Origin of the sequence: Rhizobium sp. WW_1, from assembly GCF_003610155.1 — a bacterium.
Taxonomy (GTDB): Bacteria; Pseudomonadota; Alphaproteobacteria; order Rhizobiales; family Rhizobiaceae; genus Rhizobium; species Rhizobium tropici_A.
Window position 1 is genome coordinate 132,703 of sequence record NZ_RAIN01000002.1, and the last position, 21,399, is coordinate 154,101.

20 protein-coding genes are annotated in these 21,399 nt (G+C 59.2%); 10 read left to right on the forward strand and 10 right to left on the reverse strand.

The window, feature by feature from the left end:
* Window positions 1-961 precede the first annotated feature (961 nt).
* The 4 genes from BJ928_RS08090 to repC all read left to right on the forward strand — a co-directional run bounded on the left by BJ928_RS08090 (window position 962) and on the right by repC (window position 5,640).
* Window positions 962-1,444 carry a ProQ/FINO family protein gene (locus BJ928_RS08090; RefSeq protein WP_047635424.1) on the forward strand — a complete coding sequence of 161 codons (483 nt, stop codon included), beginning with the start codon at window positions 962-964 and terminating at the stop codon, window positions 1,442-1,444.
* A gap of 544 nt (window positions 1,445-1,988) precedes the next feature.
* Window positions 1,989-3,182, forward strand: coding sequence for a plasmid partitioning protein RepA (repA, locus tag BJ928_RS08095; RefSeq protein WP_047635425.1), 1,194 nt, complete (start codon window positions 1,989-1,991; stop codon window positions 3,180-3,182).
* Between the two features lie 4 nt (window positions 3,183-3,186).
* Window positions 3,187-4,188 (forward strand): plasmid partitioning protein RepB, encoded by a 1,002-nt coding sequence (repB, locus tag BJ928_RS08100; RefSeq protein WP_047635427.1) that lies wholly within the window; start codon window positions 3,187-3,189, stop codon window positions 4,186-4,188.
* A 156-nt stretch (window positions 4,189-4,344) separates the two neighbouring features.
* Window positions 4,345-5,640, forward strand: coding sequence for a plasmid replication protein RepC (gene repC / locus BJ928_RS08105; protein WP_047635428.1), 1,296 nt, complete (start codon window positions 4,345-4,347; stop codon window positions 5,638-5,640).
* Between the two features lie 406 nt (window positions 5,641-6,046).
* On the opposite strand, the gene BJ928_RS08110 is transcribed toward repC, so the two are convergent.
* From BJ928_RS08110 to BJ928_RS08155, 10 genes are all read right to left on the reverse strand, one after another.
* A complete protein-coding gene (locus tag BJ928_RS08110; protein ID WP_047635429.1) occupies window positions 6,047-7,048 on the reverse strand; it encodes a murein L,D-transpeptidase catalytic domain family protein in 1,002 nt (333 codons plus the stop codon).
* Between the two features lie 396 nt (window positions 7,049-7,444).
* Window positions 7,445-8,053, reverse strand: coding sequence for a hypothetical protein (locus BJ928_RS08115; protein ID WP_147413894.1), 609 nt, complete (start codon window positions 8,051-8,053; stop codon window positions 7,445-7,447).
* Window positions 8,054-8,172: 119 nt separating this feature from the next.
* Entirely contained in the window at window positions 8,173-8,592 is a 420-nt protein-coding gene (locus BJ928_RS08120) for a GFA family protein (protein WP_047635431.1), read from the reverse strand.
* A gap of 206 nt (window positions 8,593-8,798) precedes the next feature.
* On the reverse strand, window positions 8,799-10,121 hold the full coding sequence (locus tag BJ928_RS08125) for a flagellar hook protein FlgE (RefSeq protein WP_047635432.1): 1,323 nt from the start codon (window positions 10,119-10,121) through the stop codon (window positions 8,799-8,801).
* A gap of 101 nt (window positions 10,122-10,222) precedes the next feature.
* Entirely contained in the window at window positions 10,223-10,939 is a 717-nt protein-coding gene (locus tag BJ928_RS08130) for a hypothetical protein (protein ID WP_047635524.1), read from the reverse strand.
* Between the two features lie 171 nt (window positions 10,940-11,110).
* Entirely contained in the window at window positions 11,111-11,740 is a 630-nt protein-coding gene (locus BJ928_RS08135) for an exopolysaccharide biosynthesis protein (RefSeq protein ID WP_047635434.1), read from the reverse strand.
* Window positions 11,741-11,788: 48 nt separating this feature from the next.
* Window positions 11,789-12,100, reverse strand: a complete 312-nt coding sequence (locus BJ928_RS08140) for a hypothetical protein (protein ID WP_047635436.1) — start codon at window positions 12,098-12,100, stop codon at window positions 11,789-11,791.
* Between the two features lie 69 nt (window positions 12,101-12,169).
* Window positions 12,170-13,153 (reverse strand): TerC family protein, encoded by a 984-nt coding sequence (locus BJ928_RS08145; protein ID WP_047635438.1) that lies wholly within the window; start codon window positions 13,151-13,153, stop codon window positions 12,170-12,172.
* A gap of 171 nt (window positions 13,154-13,324) precedes the next feature.
* A complete protein-coding gene (locus BJ928_RS08150) occupies window positions 13,325-14,041 on the reverse strand; it encodes a class I SAM-dependent methyltransferase (protein WP_047635439.1) in 717 nt (238 codons plus the stop codon).
* A gap of 175 nt (window positions 14,042-14,216) precedes the next feature.
* Window positions 14,217-14,711, reverse strand: coding sequence for an Lrp/AsnC family transcriptional regulator (locus BJ928_RS08155; RefSeq protein ID WP_047635440.1), 495 nt, complete (start codon window positions 14,709-14,711; stop codon window positions 14,217-14,219).
* A gap of 325 nt (window positions 14,712-15,036) precedes the next feature.
* Between BJ928_RS08155 and BJ928_RS08160 the strand changes: the two genes are divergently transcribed.
* The 6 genes from BJ928_RS08160 (at window position 15,037) to BJ928_RS08185 (ending at window position 21,398) form a co-directional block, all read left to right on the forward strand.
* Window positions 15,037-16,791 (forward strand): alkaline phosphatase, encoded by a 1,755-nt coding sequence (locus BJ928_RS08160; RefSeq protein WP_047635441.1) that lies wholly within the window; start codon window positions 15,037-15,039, stop codon window positions 16,789-16,791.
* A 77-nt stretch (window positions 16,792-16,868) separates the two neighbouring features.
* Window positions 16,869-17,333 (forward strand): hypothetical protein, encoded by a 465-nt coding sequence (locus BJ928_RS08165; protein WP_047635442.1) that lies wholly within the window; start codon window positions 16,869-16,871, stop codon window positions 17,331-17,333.
* 5 nt (window positions 17,334-17,338) lie between these two features.
* The gene (locus BJ928_RS08170; protein ID WP_047635526.1) at window positions 17,339-18,025 is read left to right on the forward strand and encodes an ATP-binding cassette domain-containing protein; all 687 of its coding nucleotides are present in this window, start codon (window positions 17,339-17,341) and stop codon (window positions 18,023-18,025) included.
* Entirely contained in the window at window positions 18,022-19,308 is a 1,287-nt protein-coding gene (locus BJ928_RS08175) for an ABC transporter permease (protein ID WP_047635443.1), read from the forward strand. Before BJ928_RS08170 ends, BJ928_RS08175 begins: the two co-directional genes overlap by 4 nt.
* Window positions 19,309-19,400: 92 nt before the next feature.
* A complete protein-coding gene (locus BJ928_RS08180; protein WP_047635444.1) occupies window positions 19,401-20,369 on the forward strand; it encodes an ABC transporter substrate-binding protein in 969 nt (322 codons plus the stop codon).
* Between the two features lie 24 nt (window positions 20,370-20,393).
* Window positions 20,394-21,398, forward strand: coding sequence for an iron ABC transporter permease (locus BJ928_RS08185; RefSeq protein ID WP_047635445.1), 1,005 nt, complete (start codon window positions 20,394-20,396; stop codon window positions 21,396-21,398).
* Window position 21,399: the final 1 nt, after the last annotated feature.

The window sequence follows — 21,399 nt, forward strand, 5'->3', positions numbered from 1 at the left end:
CGCCCTGAAAGCGACTGGCCAAGCCGCCGATGGCAATTATCTCCAGCTTTTTTCGTCAATGCTAACGGAAAGCTCGGGCGAGCGCGGAATTGCTGCAAGCCAAGACATCAATCCGAGATCAGGTCGCCCCACATCAATGCGCCGGGAAGCTGGTGCTCGACTCTGCCATGAAAGATGGCGGATCGTGCAGTCCGCCCAGCGGTGAACTGCGGTCATCCGGTTCGACGGAAAGATCCAATCCGATCGAGCCTAGCCGCGCCCCTCCCCCTTCCCTCCATGCTGTCGTGTTCGGCATGGACTTCTTCGTCTGTCGCATCAGACAGATGGAAATTGCCGCCCCGAGCCCACCAAAGCCGACCGTGGACAACAGGCAAGGGCCACGAGCAATCATGACTGGGCCGGATTTGGCGGCGGGCATGGCAGGAACCACGCTAAAGACTGCAGAGTCCTCTGAAATTACGAAACGCCTTTGGACCTCGGCCAGACCGATGGGAGCGCTTCGACAAATTGCTTTAAGACAATCGTCCGGCCCGAGCCATTTCGAGCTCGTATCGTATCATCCGCAACTGCCTGACAATTGTGCGTAAAATAACCACCCTTGCCGAATGGGCGACAACTGCCGGGCATTCGCTCCGGCGATCGGCTTGCCATACCTCGCATCGCCCGGATCTGGCTTGCAGCGACTAGGCCAAGATCCTGCGACATTTTCGCCAGCGGCTTGCTACGAACTGGAGATTGAGGGAAGATGCGCCGCGTACACTTTACCTCCCGCGGCCTTGCGAAAGCTATCCGCCCAACCATGAAAATCTCGTTAACCAAAACTTGCTGCAGAATGCGCGACCTCATATATGAACGTCGGCTTGGCGTGAGGGCGAACAAGTTGGGGCGGATTTCTTTGCCGTCCCGTCAAAATCACTTCACAATCAATCCGTAATGGAATTGCACGCAGAGGAACCATTTCATGGAAGAACCCCGGACGACCAATCGCGAGCCGATCCTGGCGACCGAGCTCGATGTCAAGAAGGCGGCGGCTATCAATACGCTTTTGCTTCGCCCCATCGGCATCCTGCCTGTTAAAGCCGGCGACCCCATCCGTCCCTTTGCGCTTGGCCTCTGGAATGAAATCCGCCCGCTCCTGAAACCCGACGTGCCGGTTATGTCGCTTCGTCGCTCCACCAGCGCGTTCCTCCATTCCAAACGTTATTACCATGCCTGCGCCCAGCAGGGCTCCATGCGGCACGACCTTGACGGCAATCCGGTTGAACCTCTTTCGGACGAAGATCGGCTTGCCGCGCACCAGCGACTGGCTACGCTGCGACAGACCCAGGCCCAGGCCAAAGCGACGGTGCAGCATGAAGAACCGCCCGCACCGCCCGTGTTGAGCAAGGCGGAACTCATCCGAGCCTCCCTGCTCGGCAGACGCTCCGACCGAGCTGCCCGCTGACGCACATCGACAACAGCCAAGTTACCTTATTGCGACGATGATGATGGGCGCGCGCCTCGACAGGGCAACCGATCCTTGTCGCCACGGTTGCCTGCCGCATCCCGCTCTTTCATTGAATGTTACCGTTGCCGGCAAGGAAGTCGCATCAATTCCCAGTGACGATCAACGGCGCCGATGCTCACCCTGGTAGTCCGCGGACTACCCCTCAATCGAATTCCGATTGCGACAGTCAATCTTTCTCTTGGACACGACTATTATCCGCTACCTATTGGCGCTTGCCGAGGCGCAAGTAGTCCGCGGACTACTCCTCATCACGCGCGGCTCACAGGCCGAGCGAATCACTATTCGGACCGGCTGCCGCAAATCCTTAAGACAGTAAAGGGCGGCCCGGCCACCCGTCCTCACGCGCTGTTAATGCGTAAAAAGCCGCCAAAAGCTGCCTTTTATCTAAGCATTTGTAAAACGGACACGAATCGGAGCATATTGTAACTGCGTAGTTCAGTAGCATTCTGTCACAATTGCGCAGTTAATTGGGAAAACAACGATGCAGCCGAGTCTCGCGCTACAAGAAGATCAAGAGCACCTTCCAACGCTTCTGGCGACAGATGCGCAGGAATTGTCATATCAGCTCCAGCAACATCAGGCAAAGATCTTCCCGCCTCAGTCACAGAAGACTATGCGGATGTTTTCGCCGGCCGAAGCTGCTGCCTTTATCGGCATCGGGGAGGGTTACCTTCGTCAGATCGCCGCCGAGGGCCATGGGCCGGATCCTCTTTCCAACGGCCGCCGGCTATATGCCGCCGAAGACATGGATCGCATCCGCAAGGTTCTGGATGAACGTAACGGCACCCCGAAATATGTGCCGTGGCGCAGAGGTTCCGAAAAGCTCCAGATCATCTCCGTCATGAACTTTAAGGGTGGCTCGGGCAAAACCACCACCGCCGCCCACCTCGCGCAATATCTGGCGCTGAGGGGTTACCGCGTGCTTGCCATCGACCTCGACCCGCAGGCGTCCTTGTCGGCGCTGTTCGGCCATCAGCCCGAGATCGATGTCGGTGAAAATGAAACGCTCTACGGCGCCATCCGCTATGAAGATCCGCGCCCAATCGCCGATATCGTTCGTTCGACCTATACGCCGAACATGCATCTGATCCCCGGAAACCTCGAACTCATGGAATTCGAGCACGAGACCCCGCGCGCGATGGCGGCCGGTCGTGCCGAGACAATGTTCTTCGCCCGCATTGGCGAAGTCCTGACCGAGATCGAGAGCTTCTACGATGTCGTTGTCATCGACTGCCCGCCTCAGCTCGGCTTCCTGACGATGTCGGCGCTGTGCGCGGCGACGTCGATACTGATTACCGTTCATCCGCAGATGCTCGACGTCATGTCGATGTCGCAGTTTCTCACCATGACGAGCGAACTCATGTCCGTGGTGGAAAATGCGGGCGGTCGCACCAGCTACGACTGGATGCGCTACCTTGTCACCCGCTTCGAGCCGAATGACGGACCGCAAAGCCAAATGACCGGCTTCATGCGAGCAATCTTCGGCAATCGCATGTTGCAGAACGCCATGGTCAAGTCGACAGCCGTTGCCGATGCCGGCGTCACCAAGCAAACCCTTTACGAGGTCGATCGTGCCCAGTTCACCAGGGGTACCTACGACCGCGCTTTGGATTCGCTCAATCTCGTCAACAGCGAGATCGAGACGCATATCCGCCTGACCTGGGGAAGGAAATAAATAGATGGCGCGCAAAAACCTCCTTGAAATCTCGGCGCCGAACACGACGCGAACCGATGCCTCTGCGACAAAGGACAATCGTCCGATTGCTGGCTTCCTACCGCAGGCGAGGGGCGCCGGCCCGGTCGGCGGCATTACGAGAACACTTGGAAACATCACCGAGAAGATGGAGCGCGCCAGCGATCTCGAACGACAGCTCGCCGAAGGCCAGACGGTCGTAGACATCGACCCCAATCTCATCGACGGCTCCTTCGTTACCGATCGTCTCGAAATAGACCCGGTCGAACTTGGCCAGCTTGTCGAACAGATACGCGAACACGGCCAGCAGGTGCCGATCCTCGTGCGTCCACATCCGGAGATCAAAGGACGCTTCCAGGTCGCCTACGGCCATCGTCGTCTGGCAGCAACAAAGGAACTCGGCATCAAGGTGCGCGCCGTCGTGCGGCAGCTCACCGACGACCAACTGGTGGTCAGCCAGGGCCAGGAAAACAGCGCCCGCACCAATCTGTCCTATGTCGAGCGTGCTCTGTTCGGATTGCGGCTCGAACAACATGGTTTCGGCCGCGATATCATCATGGCCGCACTCGGCGTGGATAAGGCGGCGCTTTCCAAGATGCTGATTGTCACCAGACAGGTGCCTTTGCCCCTCATCAGTGCTATCGGCCCCGCTCCCGAGATCGGCCGCAGGCGGTGGCTGGAGCTCGGAGAGCACCTCGAGACTGCTGCTGCCGAGCCAATTATTGCCGAGTTGTCCGCGGACAACTATCGGAAGATGTCGAGCGATGAGCGCTTCCAGCGTGCACTCATTCTGGCAACGAATAAACCCGCATCAGCGAAGGCTACCGCCACTCCTAAATCCATAACCGGAGTTCCGGTGACTTTTAAGCGAACGCCGGCGCGCGCCACCTTTGTTTTCGACAGCAAGGCTGCGCCCGGTTTCGACGAGTTCGTGCAGGAGAGACTCCAATCTCTCTTCAGCGAGTTTCAGCAGGGAAAGGAAACGTAACCCGCAAAAGAAAAAGGCCCCCAAACGACGTCGTCGTGGAAGCCCTTCTCTGATCTTAAGCAAATCGAGAATCGCATTTCCCCGAATCACAGTCAAGAGTCTTTGACGCCGTTTTGGTGAGCAGATTTCTTTTGCCACAACGTAGGTAAAGGAAAAATGGAAGCCGAATATGTGACGACGCCCTTTGGGCGGCGGCCGATGACGCTTGCCATGTTGATGGCTCAAAGACGAGCCGAACATGGGAAGCCGATCCGGTCCGCAGACAAATGGAAAATTTATCGAGCGCTCTGCGAAGCCAAGCCTCTTCTCGGGGTTACCGATCGCGCGCTGGCCGTTCTCAATGCGCTCTTGAGCTTTTATCCGAAGAACGAACTATCGGATGACGCCAACTTGATCGTATTCCCTTCGAACGCTCAGTTATCCCTGCGCGCTCACGGCATGGCAGAGCAGACCATTCGCCGCCACCTGGCTGCGTTGGTCGCTGCCGGTCTACTCGTCCGCAGGGACAGTCCCAATGGCAAACGCTATGCCCGCCGAAACAGGGCAGGGGACCTCAACGAGGCCTATGGCTTCTCATTGGCGCCTCTTCTCGCACGCTCGGAAGAGATCGAACGCCTCGCAGCCCAGGTCGCTGCCGAGCGCCTTCATATCCAGAGCCTGCGCGAACGCATCAGCCTCCACAGGCGCGACATTACCAAGCTGATCGAAACCGCTCTTGCCGAAGCAGTCCAGGGGCCCTGGGACGCCATCTATGCAGGTTTCCGTTCCCTGATCGACAATGTCTCCCGCTCTCCCATCGCAGCAGAGCTCGAAGCTCTTCTGAGCAAGCTCGGCCGTTTGCATGATGAAATCATCAACCAATTGGAAAAGCACGTAAAAGCGTCGAAACTGAGCGGCAATCCCCATCACAATGAGCGGCACATACAGAATTCAGACTCCGAATCTCAAATTGAATCTGAAGGGGCAGCTAAATCGCAAAACTCACCGCAGATCGCCGCACCACGGACAACACCGACAACCGAAAACACCCCGACGAGAAACAGCGAGCCGAGCACAACAAAACCTCCAAAATCGAACTCAGTCTCCCGCAAAGAGCATCGAACGGACCTGAAATCATTCCCGCTCGATCTCGTTCTGCGCGCCTGCCCAGACATTGCGGCCTATGGACCAACAGGCTCGATCAACAACTGGCGTGATCTGCTTGGAGCCTCGATCATCGTCAAATCAATGCTCGACATCAGCCCTGGGGCCTATGAAGAGGCCTGCACAGTCATGGGGTCGGAAAATGCTGCAACCGTGGTTGCCTGCATCCTGCAGCGCGCCCCGCAGATCAATTCAGCAGGCGGTTATCTCCGCAATCTCACGCAGCGAACAGAAAAGGGGGAGTTTGCCATTGGCCCCATGCTCATGAGCCTTTTGAGGGCGAACACAACGGAACGAAAGGTGGCCTAGCCAATCTCATCTTCAATGTGAAAGAGCCGATACCGGTTCCATCTCGGTTCTGAATTCGCAGGACCATCCAAGTCTGACAAAACGCATCGCAGACGGCTCTCGTTGGCGTGGAAGGAGGCGTGCGGCATTCATATAGAGCTAGCGGAAGCAAACATGGAGATCGCTTCCGGTTCGTGTTTTATCTTAATGAAAACAATCGGCTGAGGAGTACATAAAATTCGGCCAAAGTGACCAAATTAGCGATGGGAAACGCGCCTATCGCCCGCCTTTATAGGGATTTTATGCCGCCTTTGCCGATAAATGTCCATAGGTTTCTCGCGTATACGGTCGATCCAGCACCGTGGAGACGTCAATCAACGATCGAGGCCCTCGTATGGAAAATTTCCCGTCCTTGCTCTCCGCCCTGCTAATCGCAGATCGGTATCGGCTTGGCAGGCGGCGCCGGATGGTCCTTCTTGTATTGGACAATGACCGGCTCAAGTGTTTCCTTGGGCCAGAATTTCGGGGCACCGATCTCCTTCAGGCAGGACTCGTTCCAGTACAATCCGGATTGAGCAGGTGATTGCCCCGCGGCAACGGCCTTGGCGACCGCCTTGATGTCTGAGGACTCCGGATAGATATAGAGCGAAGTTGGATTGTCCTTCACCATTGAGATGATCTGATTGGCGTCCGACGCCGCCCAGCTCGTGCAGCCATCGCTGCGCCCGCCGGCATATTCCACCAGCTTCCCGAGAGGAACGTATCCGTCCCGGTTGGCGTAGGGGCTATGCGGGTCCTTCTTCATGCATATGCCGGCAACCTTCGCTGCCGCGTGTCCGCCGATCGCCCGCTGACGCGCATTGGCTGTCTCGCCTTCACCATCGAACTGGAGGAATGTACGAAGATAGGCGGTATCCTTGCTCTGCGGGAGACGGTAATAACCCTTGAAACTCGTCTTCGTCTCCTCCGTGACGTAAGAGCCTCCCATCGTCAGGTTCGAGTCCATCGCGTTGCCGAAGTTCTTCGCGCACATACGTCCATTGCCGAAATCGACGACGCCTTTGAGATCGCGGCCGCTGCCATGGCCTGATGAAACTACGCGGAAAGTCTGTGTCGCCTCGCAGACAATATAGAAGCGTCCCGCGGACTTGCCGTCGTTCGGAGTGTTCGGGCGGGTCGCGTCCATGGCAAAATAGCAGGGATTTCTAACTTTCCCCTCGCTTACTTTCCGCATGTAGAGCGCTCGGGCCCTTTGCAGGACGGGTAGTGCAATCTGCCCTTCGCCCGTGCCGACATAGGCTCCCAGCCAAGCTGGAATATCCGGCTGCCGTGCCGCTGCCAGGGATTGCGATGTTGCGGGAATAAGGATGGCGAGGGAGCAAAGGCTGAGCGTCTGGGCGACGCTTCGAAGGGCATATCTCAACCGCACGGAATTGGTTCTCCTATCAAATATCCCAGGCCCGGATGCATCGCTGCCGGTAGAGGCGATATTGACAGCCTGTCTGCCCCACAAACCACGCTGCCATGCACCCAGATCCAGAAATCACAGTTGTGCGCCGCTTTGCTGAACGAGACCCTAACAGGAGCGGGAAATCCTGACTGCCAACGAGAATTGTACGCCTGCTGCCGGCCTTCCGCCCGCTTTGCGCCAGCATTCTCCAGCGATCGCGGCGCAAATATGGCAGACTTCGGGCGAGCGACGCACAACAAAGGCTCGCGGCCGAAGATCGGGCGGTTCTTGTCGTGCACGCGGCTGGTGCTGGAGCTCAAAGCAATATCCGCAAAAGTGCGTGTGCCCTTCCGGGATTACGCAGGATAAAGATTTCTAGCGAAACCACTGGCTCGACCGGTATCGGGCGTACTCGGCCATTGCCGCCGGTGCCAGGTCTTGAAGCTCCTTAGGGCCAGGGCGTCCTTTAAGATGGATGAATATCGGCCGGGGCTTGTCCGTTTGCGTGATCGCCAGATAGGTGGTTTCAAGGGGCCGCTTGGTGAGCCATTCCGACTCATGACCAAAGGTAATATCCACCTTGGAGCGGTCGAGGCGGTATTCGCTGACAAATGGTCCGGTGCAGCTCGTTTCGACGATCGATGTCTGATCCAGCAGCACTGCTGTCGGCGTCCGCAAGAGGGTGGACACTCCAGAAACGATCGTGAAGACGATACACCAGACGGCCCAGACGGCAATCCTCCGACGCGTGAAGAACGGACCTTCGTCCAGCATTTCCACTCCCGGTCCGTAGCGATTGGGCCTGCGGACGGATGCAGAAAAGCTCGCAACGATCGCCATCTGCATCAGAAAGCTGCTCAGGAATATGGCACCCATGCGATGACCGCAGTCGAAACTCGAAAGGAAGCCATTGTCTAAGAGCACCATCGCGCCACCCCACGTTGCGGGTGAAGTTACAGGGTGTCCCCAAAAAAACTCTTCCATGAATGCTTCAACATGACGGCAATGTCGAAACATGCGCTGTGCCTGAACCCTATCGCCTAAACGTCGTTGCGATGTTTCTTGCCTTGAGCGCCGTGAGCTTTTCTTCCACCTACGTCACGTCACGTCACGTCACCCGGGCGCGGCGCCGTGTGCTTCTGTAAGCGGGGCAGGCCGTCGTCCATGTGAAGGAATGGCAATTGCTCGCTCACATATCCATGCACCGTTGGTGCATAGAATTCCGGATGGTCCATCGCACCCAGCATCAGAAATATCTGATGGTCGATGCGTGCATCCCGATAGGCGATTGGCGCCCCACAGTTCGGACAAAAGCTTCGTTTGACAGGATATTGTCCATAGGTCGCTTCCTCACGGCCTCGAAAAGTCAGGTCTTTCGTCAGGAAGCCCACGAAAGCCGCAACGGGTGCGCCGCTTGCCCTGCGGCAATCGCTGCAATGACAGTAGCTCGTGTAGAACGGCTCCGCCGAAGCCTCGAACTTAATCGCGCCGCAACGGCAGCCTCCTGTGTGAAGTCGCGTCATTGATTGGCTCCCCGCTGAAATCCGCAATCTGTTTGAGACGTTGACGCGGCGAATGTATCGGCACAAAGCCATGTCCGCAAATGACGCTTGGTCGCGGCTTGAACATCATCGACACGAAGGACGCCGCCGGTGCTTTGCCGAGCGGCCAGGTATCAGGCAAAAGAAAAAGGGCCCCGAAGGGCCCCCGTGACTGGTCGAAGCGAAGTTTAGCGCTGGAGATTGACCAGAACGTCCAGAAGGTCGGAACCGGTCTGGAATACCTTCGAGTTGGCCGTATAGCTCTTCTGTGCCTGGATCATGTCGGTGAGCTGGCCTGCCAGGTCGACGTTCGATGCTTCCAGCGAGTTCGACTGGATATAGCCGAGGCCGTTGCTGTTGGCGAAGCTCGTAACGGTCACGCCGGAATCGGCATTGGCTTGATAGACATTGCCGCTCATGAGCGTCAGCTTGTCCGGGCTTGCAACGGTCGCCAGCGGAATCTGGTAGATCGCCTTCGGGTCGCCCTTCGCGTAGTTGGCATAGACGACGCCGTTCTTGTCGATGGTGACACCGGTAACGGGGCTTGCCGCCTGTCCATTGGTCGAACCGGTGGACGCGAAAGCCGAGGCTTTCTGGGTCATGCTGGTGAGATCCATGGCGATCGAGCCGGCAGTCGTCGGATCGGTGATGGTGAACTTGCCGCCACTTGCCATATTGCCGTTTGTATCGAAGGTCAGCGTGCTGGTGGCAACAGGACCGGAAGAATAGGGGAAGGACGAGCCGCTACCTGAAGTATTGGCGTCGGCATTACGGAAGACGCTGACTTCCCAAGTACCTGACGTTGCCGGCGTTGGCGGATTCGTGGTGTTATCAGCGGGCTTGGCATCGGCAGTTTTGGTATAATAGACGTCATACATGACGGTGTTGCCAAGCTTGTCATAGCCGACGACCGAGCTCTTCTGCGTGTTGGCGGTTACTGTCGCGCTGTTTGCACCGTTTTTGCTCGGCAGTGTGTTCGGATCGGTAACGGTTGTCGCATTCGAGTTGAGGTTGCCGGTAAAGCTGCCCGACGTCGAGGCCGAGTTGGCAAGGCCGCTCTGATTGACATTAATCGGCACCAAGCCGTCAAAGCCGTTGACGACGACGGCCGGAGCACCCGATGCATAGGAATAACCCATCAAGGTATAGCCGGCAGAGTTCACAAGGTTGCCGTTGGCATCCGGGGTGAAGTCGCCGGCGCGGGTCAGAACCGTCGAGCCGTCTGCGCCCTGCACCACGAAGAAGCCTGCGCCGCGGATCGACAGATCGGTGCCGGAGTTGGTGGATATGGCATCGCCCTGCTGCGTCACCGAATAGCTGACATTCGTCTCGACGCTGCCGGAATTGTAGCTGCCGCCGCCCGAAGGCAGGATCAGCGACGAAAAGCTGGTGCTTGCCGCCTTGTAACCCGTTGTGTTGACGTTGGCGATGTTGTCCGACACGGTGCTAAGCTTGTTTGCTTGCGCGTTCATGCCGGAAACTGCCGTTTTCATGCTACCAAAGATGCTCATTGGTTCCTCGCACGTTGCTGATGCCGGCACGATAACCAGATTGACTTGCGTGAAACTGGTTTTTTCCCGACGGCAAAGGCGAGGAGACCTCTTCGCACCGCCTATTGTGACGGCAGATGCGGCGCCGGAAAATCCAGAACGCGGTTGGTGTAACTCTCGATCAGCGCGCTGAATGGCGTCCCGTCCGGCAGTTTCAGCACGGCATGATGTTCAAGGACAAACGAAGGAAGAGCAAGAGGCGCAGTTCCCGATGGCGGCAGATCGGCGCCGGTTTCCCATCCTTGCGGGAGAGGCGACCAGAGTAGTTTCGCCGACAGGTTGGTGCGGGAGAAGTTGAGCGCCTGGACGGCGCGGCCGAAGGCGATATCGCTCGTATCGAGCGCTTTGTTCATCTCTGGCGTCAGCTTGGCCGGTACATACCAATTATCCGCCTCGGACAGGATACGATCGCCGCAGGCCAGGCGCACGCGGCGATAGGCGATGGGTTCGTCGGCTCCGACGTCAAGCAATTTCCGGACTGCTTCATCCGCTGGCTTGTCCTGGCCACGCACGCGCTGCGCGACGATTTTCGAGCCTTCCGGTGCAAGCTTATGTGCGGCGCACCAGCGGTCGAGCGTTAGCGTGGCACTCGCATTGCTGAGGAGATCGGCGTTCAGGGTTTGCAGGATTGCGAGCGCCTCCAGACGCGAGGTCGGCGTATCGGGCCACTGGGAGGCGGCCGGCATCTCCTGCGCCGCCGCCGTCTGTGCGCCAAGCGCGATGGCGACGGAACCGCCGAGGGCGATCATGCGGACGAAAGACGAAGACTTTGGCGGCATGCGATGAAACCCTCCGCGCGGGATGTTTTGACGAGGCGAAATCTGATGGCCGAAAAATGCACCGCTGGCATAGATGGCAGGCTCGCCGCTGTTGGCAAGGCCTGAAAGTACCGTTACCGGCAGGCGCGGCAAACGGCTGCAAAGCAAGGTCACCTTTGCCCTGCGGTGTACTTACGATCCGATCGCATTCAGGCTCGTGACGGCCATCTGAATGAGCCCGGCGGTGGCGGCGAAGGCCAATGCGGAGACGAACAGCGCTCCCAGGATCAAAAGGCCATCTCTCGCCATCAAGGCAACCGAGATCGCTACGAGTGCAAAGACCGGCAGGTAGTTGCCGAGCGGGATCGGCAGGGCAATCGCGACCGCGAGCAGGAAGATCGGAAAGGACAGCAGCCATTGCATGGTGCCGCCAGTGAAGACGGACAGCCGGCCGGGGCGAACGACAGCTTCGATCCTGGCGAGGATCGGCGCGCTGTAACGCACGATGAGTTCCACGACCGACGGCGAAAGCCTGCGCCGACTGAGGAAGGCCGGTAGCCATATGGTCCGCCGGCCCAGCGCGATCTGTGCCGCCACCAGGGCAAGTGCGCTGCCGAATACGATACCGAACGGACCGGGTATCGGAATCAGCGCGGGCAAAGCGAGAAAGAGGATGGTAAAGGCCATGCTCGTGCGACCGAGGCCGCAGAGCACTTCGCCGACGGAGATTCCGTCCTGCTCATGGGCGAGCCTGGCGAGGTCGCGCAGGCGAGCGGAGGCAGTATCGTCAAGCGATGCCGTGCCTGCTGTCTGCTGCGTCATCCGACGTCACCCGACATGTTCACTGAACCGGTTTGCCTGGATGGAGCTTCAGGCCTCATCGGCCCCCTCGCTCTTTCCCTGAATGAGCTTGATGACCGTCGCGCAAGCCGGATTGCCCTTGTCGAGCAGGTCGGCGGGGCTGCTCCAGCCGGTAGAAAGACCGATGACGGTGGAGATCGCCCAGAAAGTGTCTTCCGATGCACGCTTCGCCAGCGCGGGGACCTCGGAGGAGAGGCACGCCTGCGATTGCCTGACCATTTCGACCGGCTGGCCGGCGGCGACGGCATGTCGCTCGATCTCGGCTTGAAGCGGGCCAAGGGCGAAGGTTGCAAAGAGGGCTGCGAGGAGATTGGAGATCATGTTTGTACCTTGTCGGAAATCTGTTTGAAGCGGGGAGGGAGTGCCCGCACCGTGCGGGCACTCGAGACATCAGGCGTTTTCAGCCTTGTCGCGCGTCTTCAGCAGGCTCCAGCCGACACCGCTTGCGATGATGGCGAAGGTGATGCCAAGCGACAGGGCGGCCGGAAATTTTTCCAGGCCCAGCATGTCGGCGACGAAGATCTTCGAACCGATGAAGACCAGCACGATGGCGAGCGCCGGCTTCAGATACTGGAAGCGGTGGATCATCGCGGCGAGGGCGAAGTAGAGAGCACGCAGGCCGAGGATCGCGAAGATATTCGAGGTGTAGACGATGAAGGGGTCGGTGGTGATGGCGAAGATCGCGGGAACCGAGTCCACGGCAAAGATCACATCGGCCACTTCGATCACCACGAGCGCCATGAAGAGTGGCGTGATGAACCAGACCATCTTGCCGTTCTGCGGATGCGGCTGTTTGACGAAGAAGCGCTCGCCGTGATGATGGTCGGTGACGTTGAACCGGTTGCGCATAAAGCGCACGAGCGGGTTCTTCGAGACATCGGGCTCCGTATCCTTCACGACCAGCATCTTGATGCCGGTCACGATGAGGAAGGCCGCAAAAATATAGAGAAGCCACGAGAATTCGGCTACCAGCGTCGCGCCGACGCCGATCATGATCGCGCGCAGCACGATAACGCCGAGAATACCCCAGAAGAGCACGCGGTGCTGATAAAGGCGTGGGACGGCAAAGAAGGCGAAGATGAGGGCGATGACGAAGACGTTGTCGAGAGCCAGTGTCTTTTCGACCACGAAGCCTGTCATGTAAGCAAGGCCGGACTCGGCACCGAGATACCACCATACCCAACCGCCGAAGGCGAGGCCGAGCGTGATGTAGAGGACGGAGAGCTTGATGCTCTCGCCAACGCCGATTTCCTTGTTTTCCTTATGCAGGACGCCAAGGTCAAAAGAGAGGATGGCGACGACGAGCGCAAGGAAGCTCGCCCACATCCAGAGCGGCTTTCCCAGCCACTCGACGACGAGCAAAGACGTTTCCATGACGGAAAACCTCTGTCGGCGCAGTGTCGGAAAGGTCCGACATCGCAAGAGCGCCGACGGCTCTCACCAGAGGGGCCCGGACCAGCGGGTTGGCCAATAGCTGGGAAGCTGAAGTTCGCGTTTCAAGGGGCTGCGGACGCTTTGTGAGAGAGCTGCGATTTTCCCGCTCGCCTAATCCGCGGTGCGGCCGATGTGGATGCTGTAGACGCTTGCCCATTCCTGAGCGACGAAATTGGTGAGCGCGGCGGGAATTTCGACAAGAGCGCTGTTTCGCGCTAAGATGCGGAATCCTCTTGGAAGGCAAATAGCAATGCGCTCGATGATCTTTTCATAGTCGACGATCAGCATCTCGCGGCCGACCATGAGATCGAACAATGCGGGATTGGTAATCACGTGGTCGTTTTCACAAAACCAGTAGGAGGCGATGGTCAGATCGGGGAGATAGCCGATCTGCGCCGGCAGGTTTCGTCGTTCGAAGGCAAAGCGCCCGGGAAGCCCGGCAGTCGACATGAGTTCCCGGCTCAGCAGAAGCTGACTTTCCGAGGCGTCCAGGCCTCGAAGCTCGAGATCGGGATTGTCGGCGAGATAGGCAAAAGCGAGACTGAAGGCGCCTGAGCCGCAGCCGAGATCGCACACCCTTTCATATTGGTGGATGGCCCCTCCGAGGCTGGAAAGCGCTCGCAGGCACTTCAGAGAATTCCGCATTCCGAACGCACGGGTGAAAGCATCGGCCGAGCGACCATAATCGAATATCTCGATCTGTCGCCGGCTATTGACAGCATTGAGCAAAGCAATGGAGTCGCTATTCGGGTGATAAAGATGATTACACTTTAGAAGTGTCTCGGCAAAACCTTCGAGGTGCCGCACCTGTACGTCCACGTATGTCATGCAAGCCCGTCCTCGCTGGAGATATACTCTTCCGAATTGTCGGAAGGGAGCATAGCCGCAAAGCAAGTGCTTCACCCGCCCTCTGTCCTTGATGGACCGCGCTAGTCACAGCTTTATCGTCGGCAGCCACCCGAACCGTGCCTTTGGGAGATCTGGAACCGGGCGAAGCAGTCGTTTACCGGTCGCCGTGCCAGTTGTGTGCCGTCGGTACGGGAAATCCCTCGAAGGTCTTGAGCGTGTCAAGCACGATCGACGTTTTCACATGCTGCACCGATTCGTGCGGCAGCAGCACGTCGTTGACGAATCTCGAAAGGCCCGCGAGCCCGCGGGTTGCCACCTTCAGGTGGTAATCCATCTCGCCCGTCAGCGCGTAGGCTTCCAACACCTCCGGCAGCCCGTTGATGAGCTGCGAAAAACGGCGGGCATTATCCCTGTTGTGGGTAGCGAGCGTCACGGAAATGACCACCAGCATGTCGAACCCCAACTTCTGCCGATCGAGATTGGCCTGGTAGCCGCGGATATAACCTTCGGCCTCCAGCCTGGTGCGGCGGCGGGAGCATTGCGACGGCGACAGCGCGATGCGTTCGCCGAGCTCGTTGTTCGTCAGTCTGCCGTCCTTCTGCAATTCTTCCAGCAGACGCAGGTCCAACTTATCGAGCTGTTCATCCATTGCGCAAAACTCCCAAGATCCTCACGAAGCTTGTACAAATTTGATCCCTCCTTCTGAAAATTGCAAATTTTCAGGCGGCACCGTCGCCAGGTCTTGCGCGGTGGATGCGGTGGCTTTCAGCCGGCTTGGTGCGAATGAAGGGAAGAGATATTATGCGATCGTGGATGCTTGCATCGGCCTTTTTAGATGCTGCACATACAATCAGCTTTACTTATCGATTGTGCCATCTGAATTTCCGGTTGCAGAAAGTTGACGCTTTTTTACGTGATTGTCATGTGGCTTTTATAAGTGGGGGGTGGGAAGCAACCAACGCAGGGGGTAAAAAATGCGTAAACTTCTTCTCGCCATGATGTCTGCGACCGTATTGTCCGGCGCGGCCCATGCAGCGACAGTCTACCCGTTGGACCGGGCAACGGTACTCGCCGGTTCGCCGTTCGATTTCAAGGTGGAATTCAGCAAAGTCGTCAAGCCGGAGGACGTGAAGGTCACCGTCAACGGCGAAAGCTACGACGCCGTCTTCGGCAAGGCTGCCGATTTCGTCGCGGAAGAAAAGGGCGCTGAGGACAAGGTCCTTGGCTCGGCTCTGATCCTGCGCGGCGTCAAGCTCGGCAAGCCCGGCCAGTACAAGGTCGAGGTTTCGGCAGGCGACGAGAAAAAATCCGTCAACTGGGACGTCTACGGCACATCCGCGACGCCTAAGGCCAAGAATATCATCTTCCTGCTCGGTGACGGTCTCTCCGTTGCGCATCGCACCGGCGCCCGCATCATGTCCAAGGGCATGACCGAAGGCAAGGCCAATGGCCGCCTCGCCATGGACGACATCCCGCCGGTCGCCTTCATCGGCACCTCGTCGACGTCGGCTATTGCGACGGACAGCGCCAACACCATGTCGGCCTATATGACCGGTCACAAGTCCGCCGTGAACGCGCTCGGCGTCTATGCCGACCGCACGCCGGCCAGCCTCGACGATCCGAAGGTCGAAACGATCGGCGAAGCCCTGCGTCGCACCGGCAAGAAGTCGCTCGGCATCGTGACCACGGCCGAAGTCGAAGACGCAACGCCGGCAGCGCTGGTATCCCATACGCGCAAGCGCGGCGACAAGGCCGAGATCGTCGGCATGATGTACGACGTCAAGCCGGACGTGCTGCTCGGCGGCGGCTCGGCCTACTTCCTGGCCAAGGATGTTCCCGGTTCTAAGCGCAAGGACGACAAGGACTATATCGCGCTCTTCAAGGATGCAGGCTATGCCGTTGCAACCGACAAGAACGAGCTGGCGGCGGCTGCCGGGTCGAACCAGGACAAGCTGCTTGGCCTGTTCCACACCGGCAATCTCGACGTCACGCTCGATCGCGAGTTCCTGAAAAAGGGTACCGTCGGCAAGTTCCCGAACCAGCCGGGTCTCGTCGACATGACCAAGGTCGCGCTCGACAAGCTCTCCAAGAACCCCGAGGGCTTTTTCCTGATGGTCGAAGGCGCATCTATCGACAAGATGAGCCATCCGCTGGATTGGGATCGTGCTCTGGTCGATACGATCGAATTCGACAAGGCCGTTGCCGTTGCTCGCGAGTTCCAGGCCAAGAACCCGGACACGCTGATCGTCGTCACCGGCGACCATACACATGGCGTCTCGATCATCGGCACTGTCGACGACGACAAACCGGGCACCGAAATGCGCGAGAAGGTCGGCACCTATGCGGCCGCCGGCTTCCCGAACTATGAAGACAAGGATGGCGACGGCTATCCGGATCGCGTCGACGTTTCCCGTCGTCTCTTCATTGCTGCCAATAACGGTCCCGACCATTACGAGACCTTCCGTCCGAAGCTCGACGGTCCTTTCGTTCCGGCAATCCAGAACGAGAAGAAGGAATATGTCGCCAACGAAGCCTACAAGGACGTGCCCGGTGCCGTCTTCGTGCAGGGCAACATCCCGAAGGACGAGGACAGCGGTGTCCACGCGGTCGACGATGTCGTGCTGCAGGCTGCCGGCCCCGGTGCTGAAGGCTTCCGTGGCTACATGGAACAGAGCGACGTCTATCGCGTGCTGGCCGACACCTTCGCGCTCGGCACCGAGAAGATGTAAGCCTTTAGAGACCATGCGAACACGGACAGGCGGCTTCTAGGCCGCCTGTCTTTCTCCATCTTTTATGGGGTCATGCGATGTCGAAGAATCCGATCGCCACCATCAATCGCCGGAATTTTCTGGCTGCTGTCGCGACCTTGCCGGTCATGGGCGTCGCGATGCGCGCCAGCGCCTCCGAGAAACTGGGCTTCGATCAGCTCTACAAGAGCTTCGGCCCGCTCGGTCTCGAATTTTCCGACAAGGTAAAGCAGTTGAGCGGCAAGGAAATCGTCATCAATGGCTTCATGGCACCGCCGTTGAAGGCGGAGGCCGCCTTCTTCGTGCTCACGGAAATCCCGATGTCGCTCTGCCCGTTCTGCTCTTCCGATGCCGACTGGCCTGACAATATCATGGTCGTCTATCTCGCCTCCAAGCAGACATTCGTCCAGTACAACGCGCCGATCATGGCACGCGGCGTGCTGGAATACGGCTCGTGGACGGACCCCGAAACCGGCTTCATCAGCCAATTGCGTCTGAGGGACGCCTCCTTCAGGACTGTTTGATTTCCATGCTCGCTCTCGACGTTTCCGGCTTGAAGATGCATTTTCCGGGTCTGGCCGCGCCGGTGCTTGCCATTGACCGGCTTCATCTACCGGCTGGCGGCCGGCTGGCTATCACGGGTGCGTCCGGTTCCGGCAAGAGCACCTTCGTCAATGCCATTACCGGTTTGGAAAACGTGAGGGATGGCAGCGTGTCGTGGAATGGGACGGAGATCACGCGCCTTTCCTCCGCTCGCCGGGATGCCTTTCGCGCCCGCAATATCGGCCTTGTCATGCAGGACTTTCATCTGTTTCCCGGCCTGTCTGCCTTCGAGAATGTCGTGCTTCCCGTGAAGCTGGCGCGGCGTCTCACGGTTGAGGAGCGGGAGCGTGCGCTGAAACTCTTGTCTGCCACCGGCATTGCTCGCCCGCAACAGAAGATCGAAACTCTGTCGCGCGGCGAGATGCAGCGCGTCGCCGTTGCCCGCGCGCTGCTGTCGCGTCCGGGCGTCATCGTTGCGGACGAGCCGACGGCGAGCCTCGATCGCCGTGCTGGCAGCGATGTTGCAGAGCTTCTGCTGCAATTGTCGGCGCAAGAGGGGGCGACGCTGATCGTCGTGACGCATGATGCCACGCTTGCCGAGCGTCTTGGCCGCCGCATCAATCTGGCGAGCGGGCGTATCGAAGAGGACAGCCAAGAGGTCGTTGCGCAATGATGACTTTCATTCTCGCCGATCTCCGGCGCTTCTGGAGTGGAGCGCTGGCCGTCGTGGTGCTGATTGCCCTATCGGTTGCCTTGAGCGTAACGGTCACGTTGCAGGAGCGGGCGGTTCGTCTCGGCAGCGCGCGCGCCGCCGAAAAATTCGATCTGCTTGTGGGGGCAGCCGGCAGCGAAACGCAGTTGGCGCTTTCCGCCGTCTTCCTCCAGCCCGCGCCGCTGCCGCTGATGGAGGGCGCCGTCTTTTCACGTCTCGCCAATGATCCGCGCGTCGAGCTGGCCGCGCCCGTTGGCTTCGGCGATTCCGCTTACGGGCATCCGATCGTCGGCACGACCACTGGCCTGATCTCTTCCCTTTCGCCATCGCTGGCGCAAGGTGCGATGTTCTCGCGCCTCGGCGAGGCGGTGGTCGGCTCCGACGTCGCCTTGTCGCAGGGTGCGGAAATCAAGCCGATGCATGGCACGGCCGAAACCGGCGGCGAAACCCATACCGCGATCACCTATAAGGTTACCGGTCGCATGGCGCCGACCGGCACGGCCTGGGACCGGGCGATCCTCGTGCCGATCCGTGCGGTTTGGCAGTTGCACGGCATGCATGGAGAGGACGGGCACCACGACCATGATGGCGACGAGGCGGATGCGCATGGCGCTGAGAACCCCGGCCAGGATCATCACGAAGACCATGGGCACGAGCATGGTCACGTCGATGCAGACGCCCCGATCGATGAGCATTTCAACGCGCAGACACCCGGCGTTCCGGCCGTTCTTGTGAAGCCGAAGACGATTGCCGATGCCTATCGCCTGCGGCAGGAATATCGCACCGGCGCGACGCTCGGCGTCTTTCCCGCGGAAGTGCTGACGAGGCTCTATGCGACGCTTGGCGATGCCCGCAGCCTCTTGTTGGCGATCGCGCTTGGAACGCAGGCGACCGTAATTGCCGCGATCGTGCTTGTCACGATCATGCATGTCGGAGCGCGTCGCCGGCAGATCGGTGCCTTGCGTGCGCTCGGCACGCCGGTCCGCTCGATCGTCTCGCTTGTCTGGGGTGAGCTCTTCGTTCTGTTTGCCGCCGGCATCGCGCTCGGCATCGTCTTTGGCTATCTCGCAGCACTGACCATCTCCGCCCGGCTCGCCGCATCGACAGCGGTGCGTCTGCCTGTTGGTTTCGTCTTCGACGATTTATGGCTCGTCGGCGGCTTTGCTGCTGTTGCTGCTATCATTTCCATCGTCCCGGCGATCAGTGCTCTGCGCTCCAGTCCGGCTACGGCGCTGCGCGCCTGATGCGGCACCCGCAAAAGTCGAGGTGAAACTGGATTGCAAAACTCCTGTTTATTGACTAAAGCCATCTCGCGCATCTGATGGAGGATCTCGTGATGGCGAATGGTGCAATTAAAATCGCTTCAATGTTCGGCCTGATCGCGTTGCTGGCTGCCGGTTCTGCCGCAGCGGAAGATGCAAAGACCCTCTCCGTGACGGATGATCGTGGCGTCAAGGTCAATGTGCCCGTACAGCCGAAGCGGATCGCCGCCATCTCTTATTTTGCCGACGACGTCGCCCTCGCTCTTGGCATCAAGCCGGTCGCGAGCACCTATATGACGGCGGGCCGGCAGCCGGATTTTCTCCTCGGCCTGACCGCGCAGATGGCGCAGATCGGCCAGCGCGCCAAGCCTAATCTGGAACTGCTGTCGCAAGCCAAGCCCGATCTCATCGTCGCCATCCGTCGCTATACGGTCGGCAACGCGCCGCAGCTCGAAAAGATTGCGCCCTATCTCGCCTACAACATGGAGCTTCTGACGGAGAGCGATAAGGAAATCGCCGAATTCTCGAAGATCCTCGGCAAGCCCGAACGCGGTTTGCAGCTGAATGCCGATTTCCACAAGCATCTCGATGAGATCGCCGCCAAGGCCCCGAAGAACGTGCATCCGCGCTTTGCGATCATGTGGGGCGGCGAGACACCCTTCGCCTTCCATACGGAAAACACCTCAGCCTCGATCGTTGCCGCGATTGGCGGCGACAATATCGCCGGACCGAAAACGCCCGGTGGCCCCTTCGGCATCGATCTGAGCCTGGAGACCATGCTGGAGAAAGACCCCGAAGTCCTGTTCATCTACGACTCCGGCCCGGATCGCCCGCATGAGAACAACCCGATCTGGCAGGAACTGACCGCCGTCAAGAACAAGCGGGTCTTCTACGTTGGGGATCAGTGGGTCGAGACCAATGGTCCGATCGCGCGCGAAATTGTGCTGCGCGAAGCCGCGCATTATCTGTATCCGGATGCTTTCCCCGCCGTCGATGTAAGGGCGGAAGCCGCCAAGATCATTCCTGCCGATATCCAGAAGTAAAAAGTGCTTCGGGCCGTGGCCACGATGAATGCGCGCAAGTCGCTGGCGATGATCACAGTCCTCGTCGCTGCGACCCTTCTGATCGTCTTCATCGGTTTGCTGCCCGGCGCGAAGGTCCTGACGATTGCGGACGCCGGCCGGGCTCTCTTTGCGCCGGACGGCAAGATCAATTCGATCCTCGTTTGGACACTGCGCCTGCCGCGAAGCCTTGCTGCAGCCGTTGCTGGCGCCGGACTTGCCGTCTCCGGCTATCTCCTGCAGACATTGACGCGAAATCCGCTCGCCGACCCCGGAATTACCGGCGTCACCGCCGGCGCTGTCACGCCGATCGTCTGCTGTTTCGTTTTCCTTCCCTGGCTTTCGTCCACCTATTATCCCTTCGTTGGCCTTGCGGGTGGCCTTGCGGCCGCTGCCGTCACCTTCTGGGTCTCGAAGGGTGGGCAGGGGCGGCCGCTGCATCTGGCGCTTGCTGGCGTCAGCATCTCGCTGTTTCTCGGCGCGATCACGATCTACGTGCTGCTTCTGACCGGGCCACAATCGACGTCGCTCCTGTTCTGGCTCTCCGGCGGCTTTCAAGGGCGGTCCTGGTCGCATCTCACCTATATGCTCCCCTGGGTCGTCGTCGGGGTTGCGGGTGCCTTGGCGCTCCATCGCGTGATCGGCATGTTTGCGCTCAGCGATCATGCTGCCGCAGGCATGGGCGTGCAGCTCAATCTTTGGAAGCCTGTGCTGCTCGTGCTCGGCGTCTGTCCCGTCGCCGGTGTCGCACCTGTTGCGGGGCCGGTCGCCTTCGTCGGGTTGGCGGCGCCTCATATCGCCCGCTTGCTGAAGCCGCGCGGTGCGGCCTCTGAAATCGCGCTTTCTGCCGCTATCGGAGCTCTGATCGTGACGGTCGCAGATCTCATCGCCCGCACGATCGCCATTCCGAAGGAACTTCCCGTCGGCATCATCACGGCACTGATCGGCGGCCCTGTCTTCATCTACCTCATCCAGCGCGGTCGCCTGCAATTTCGGGGGCATGGCCTATGAT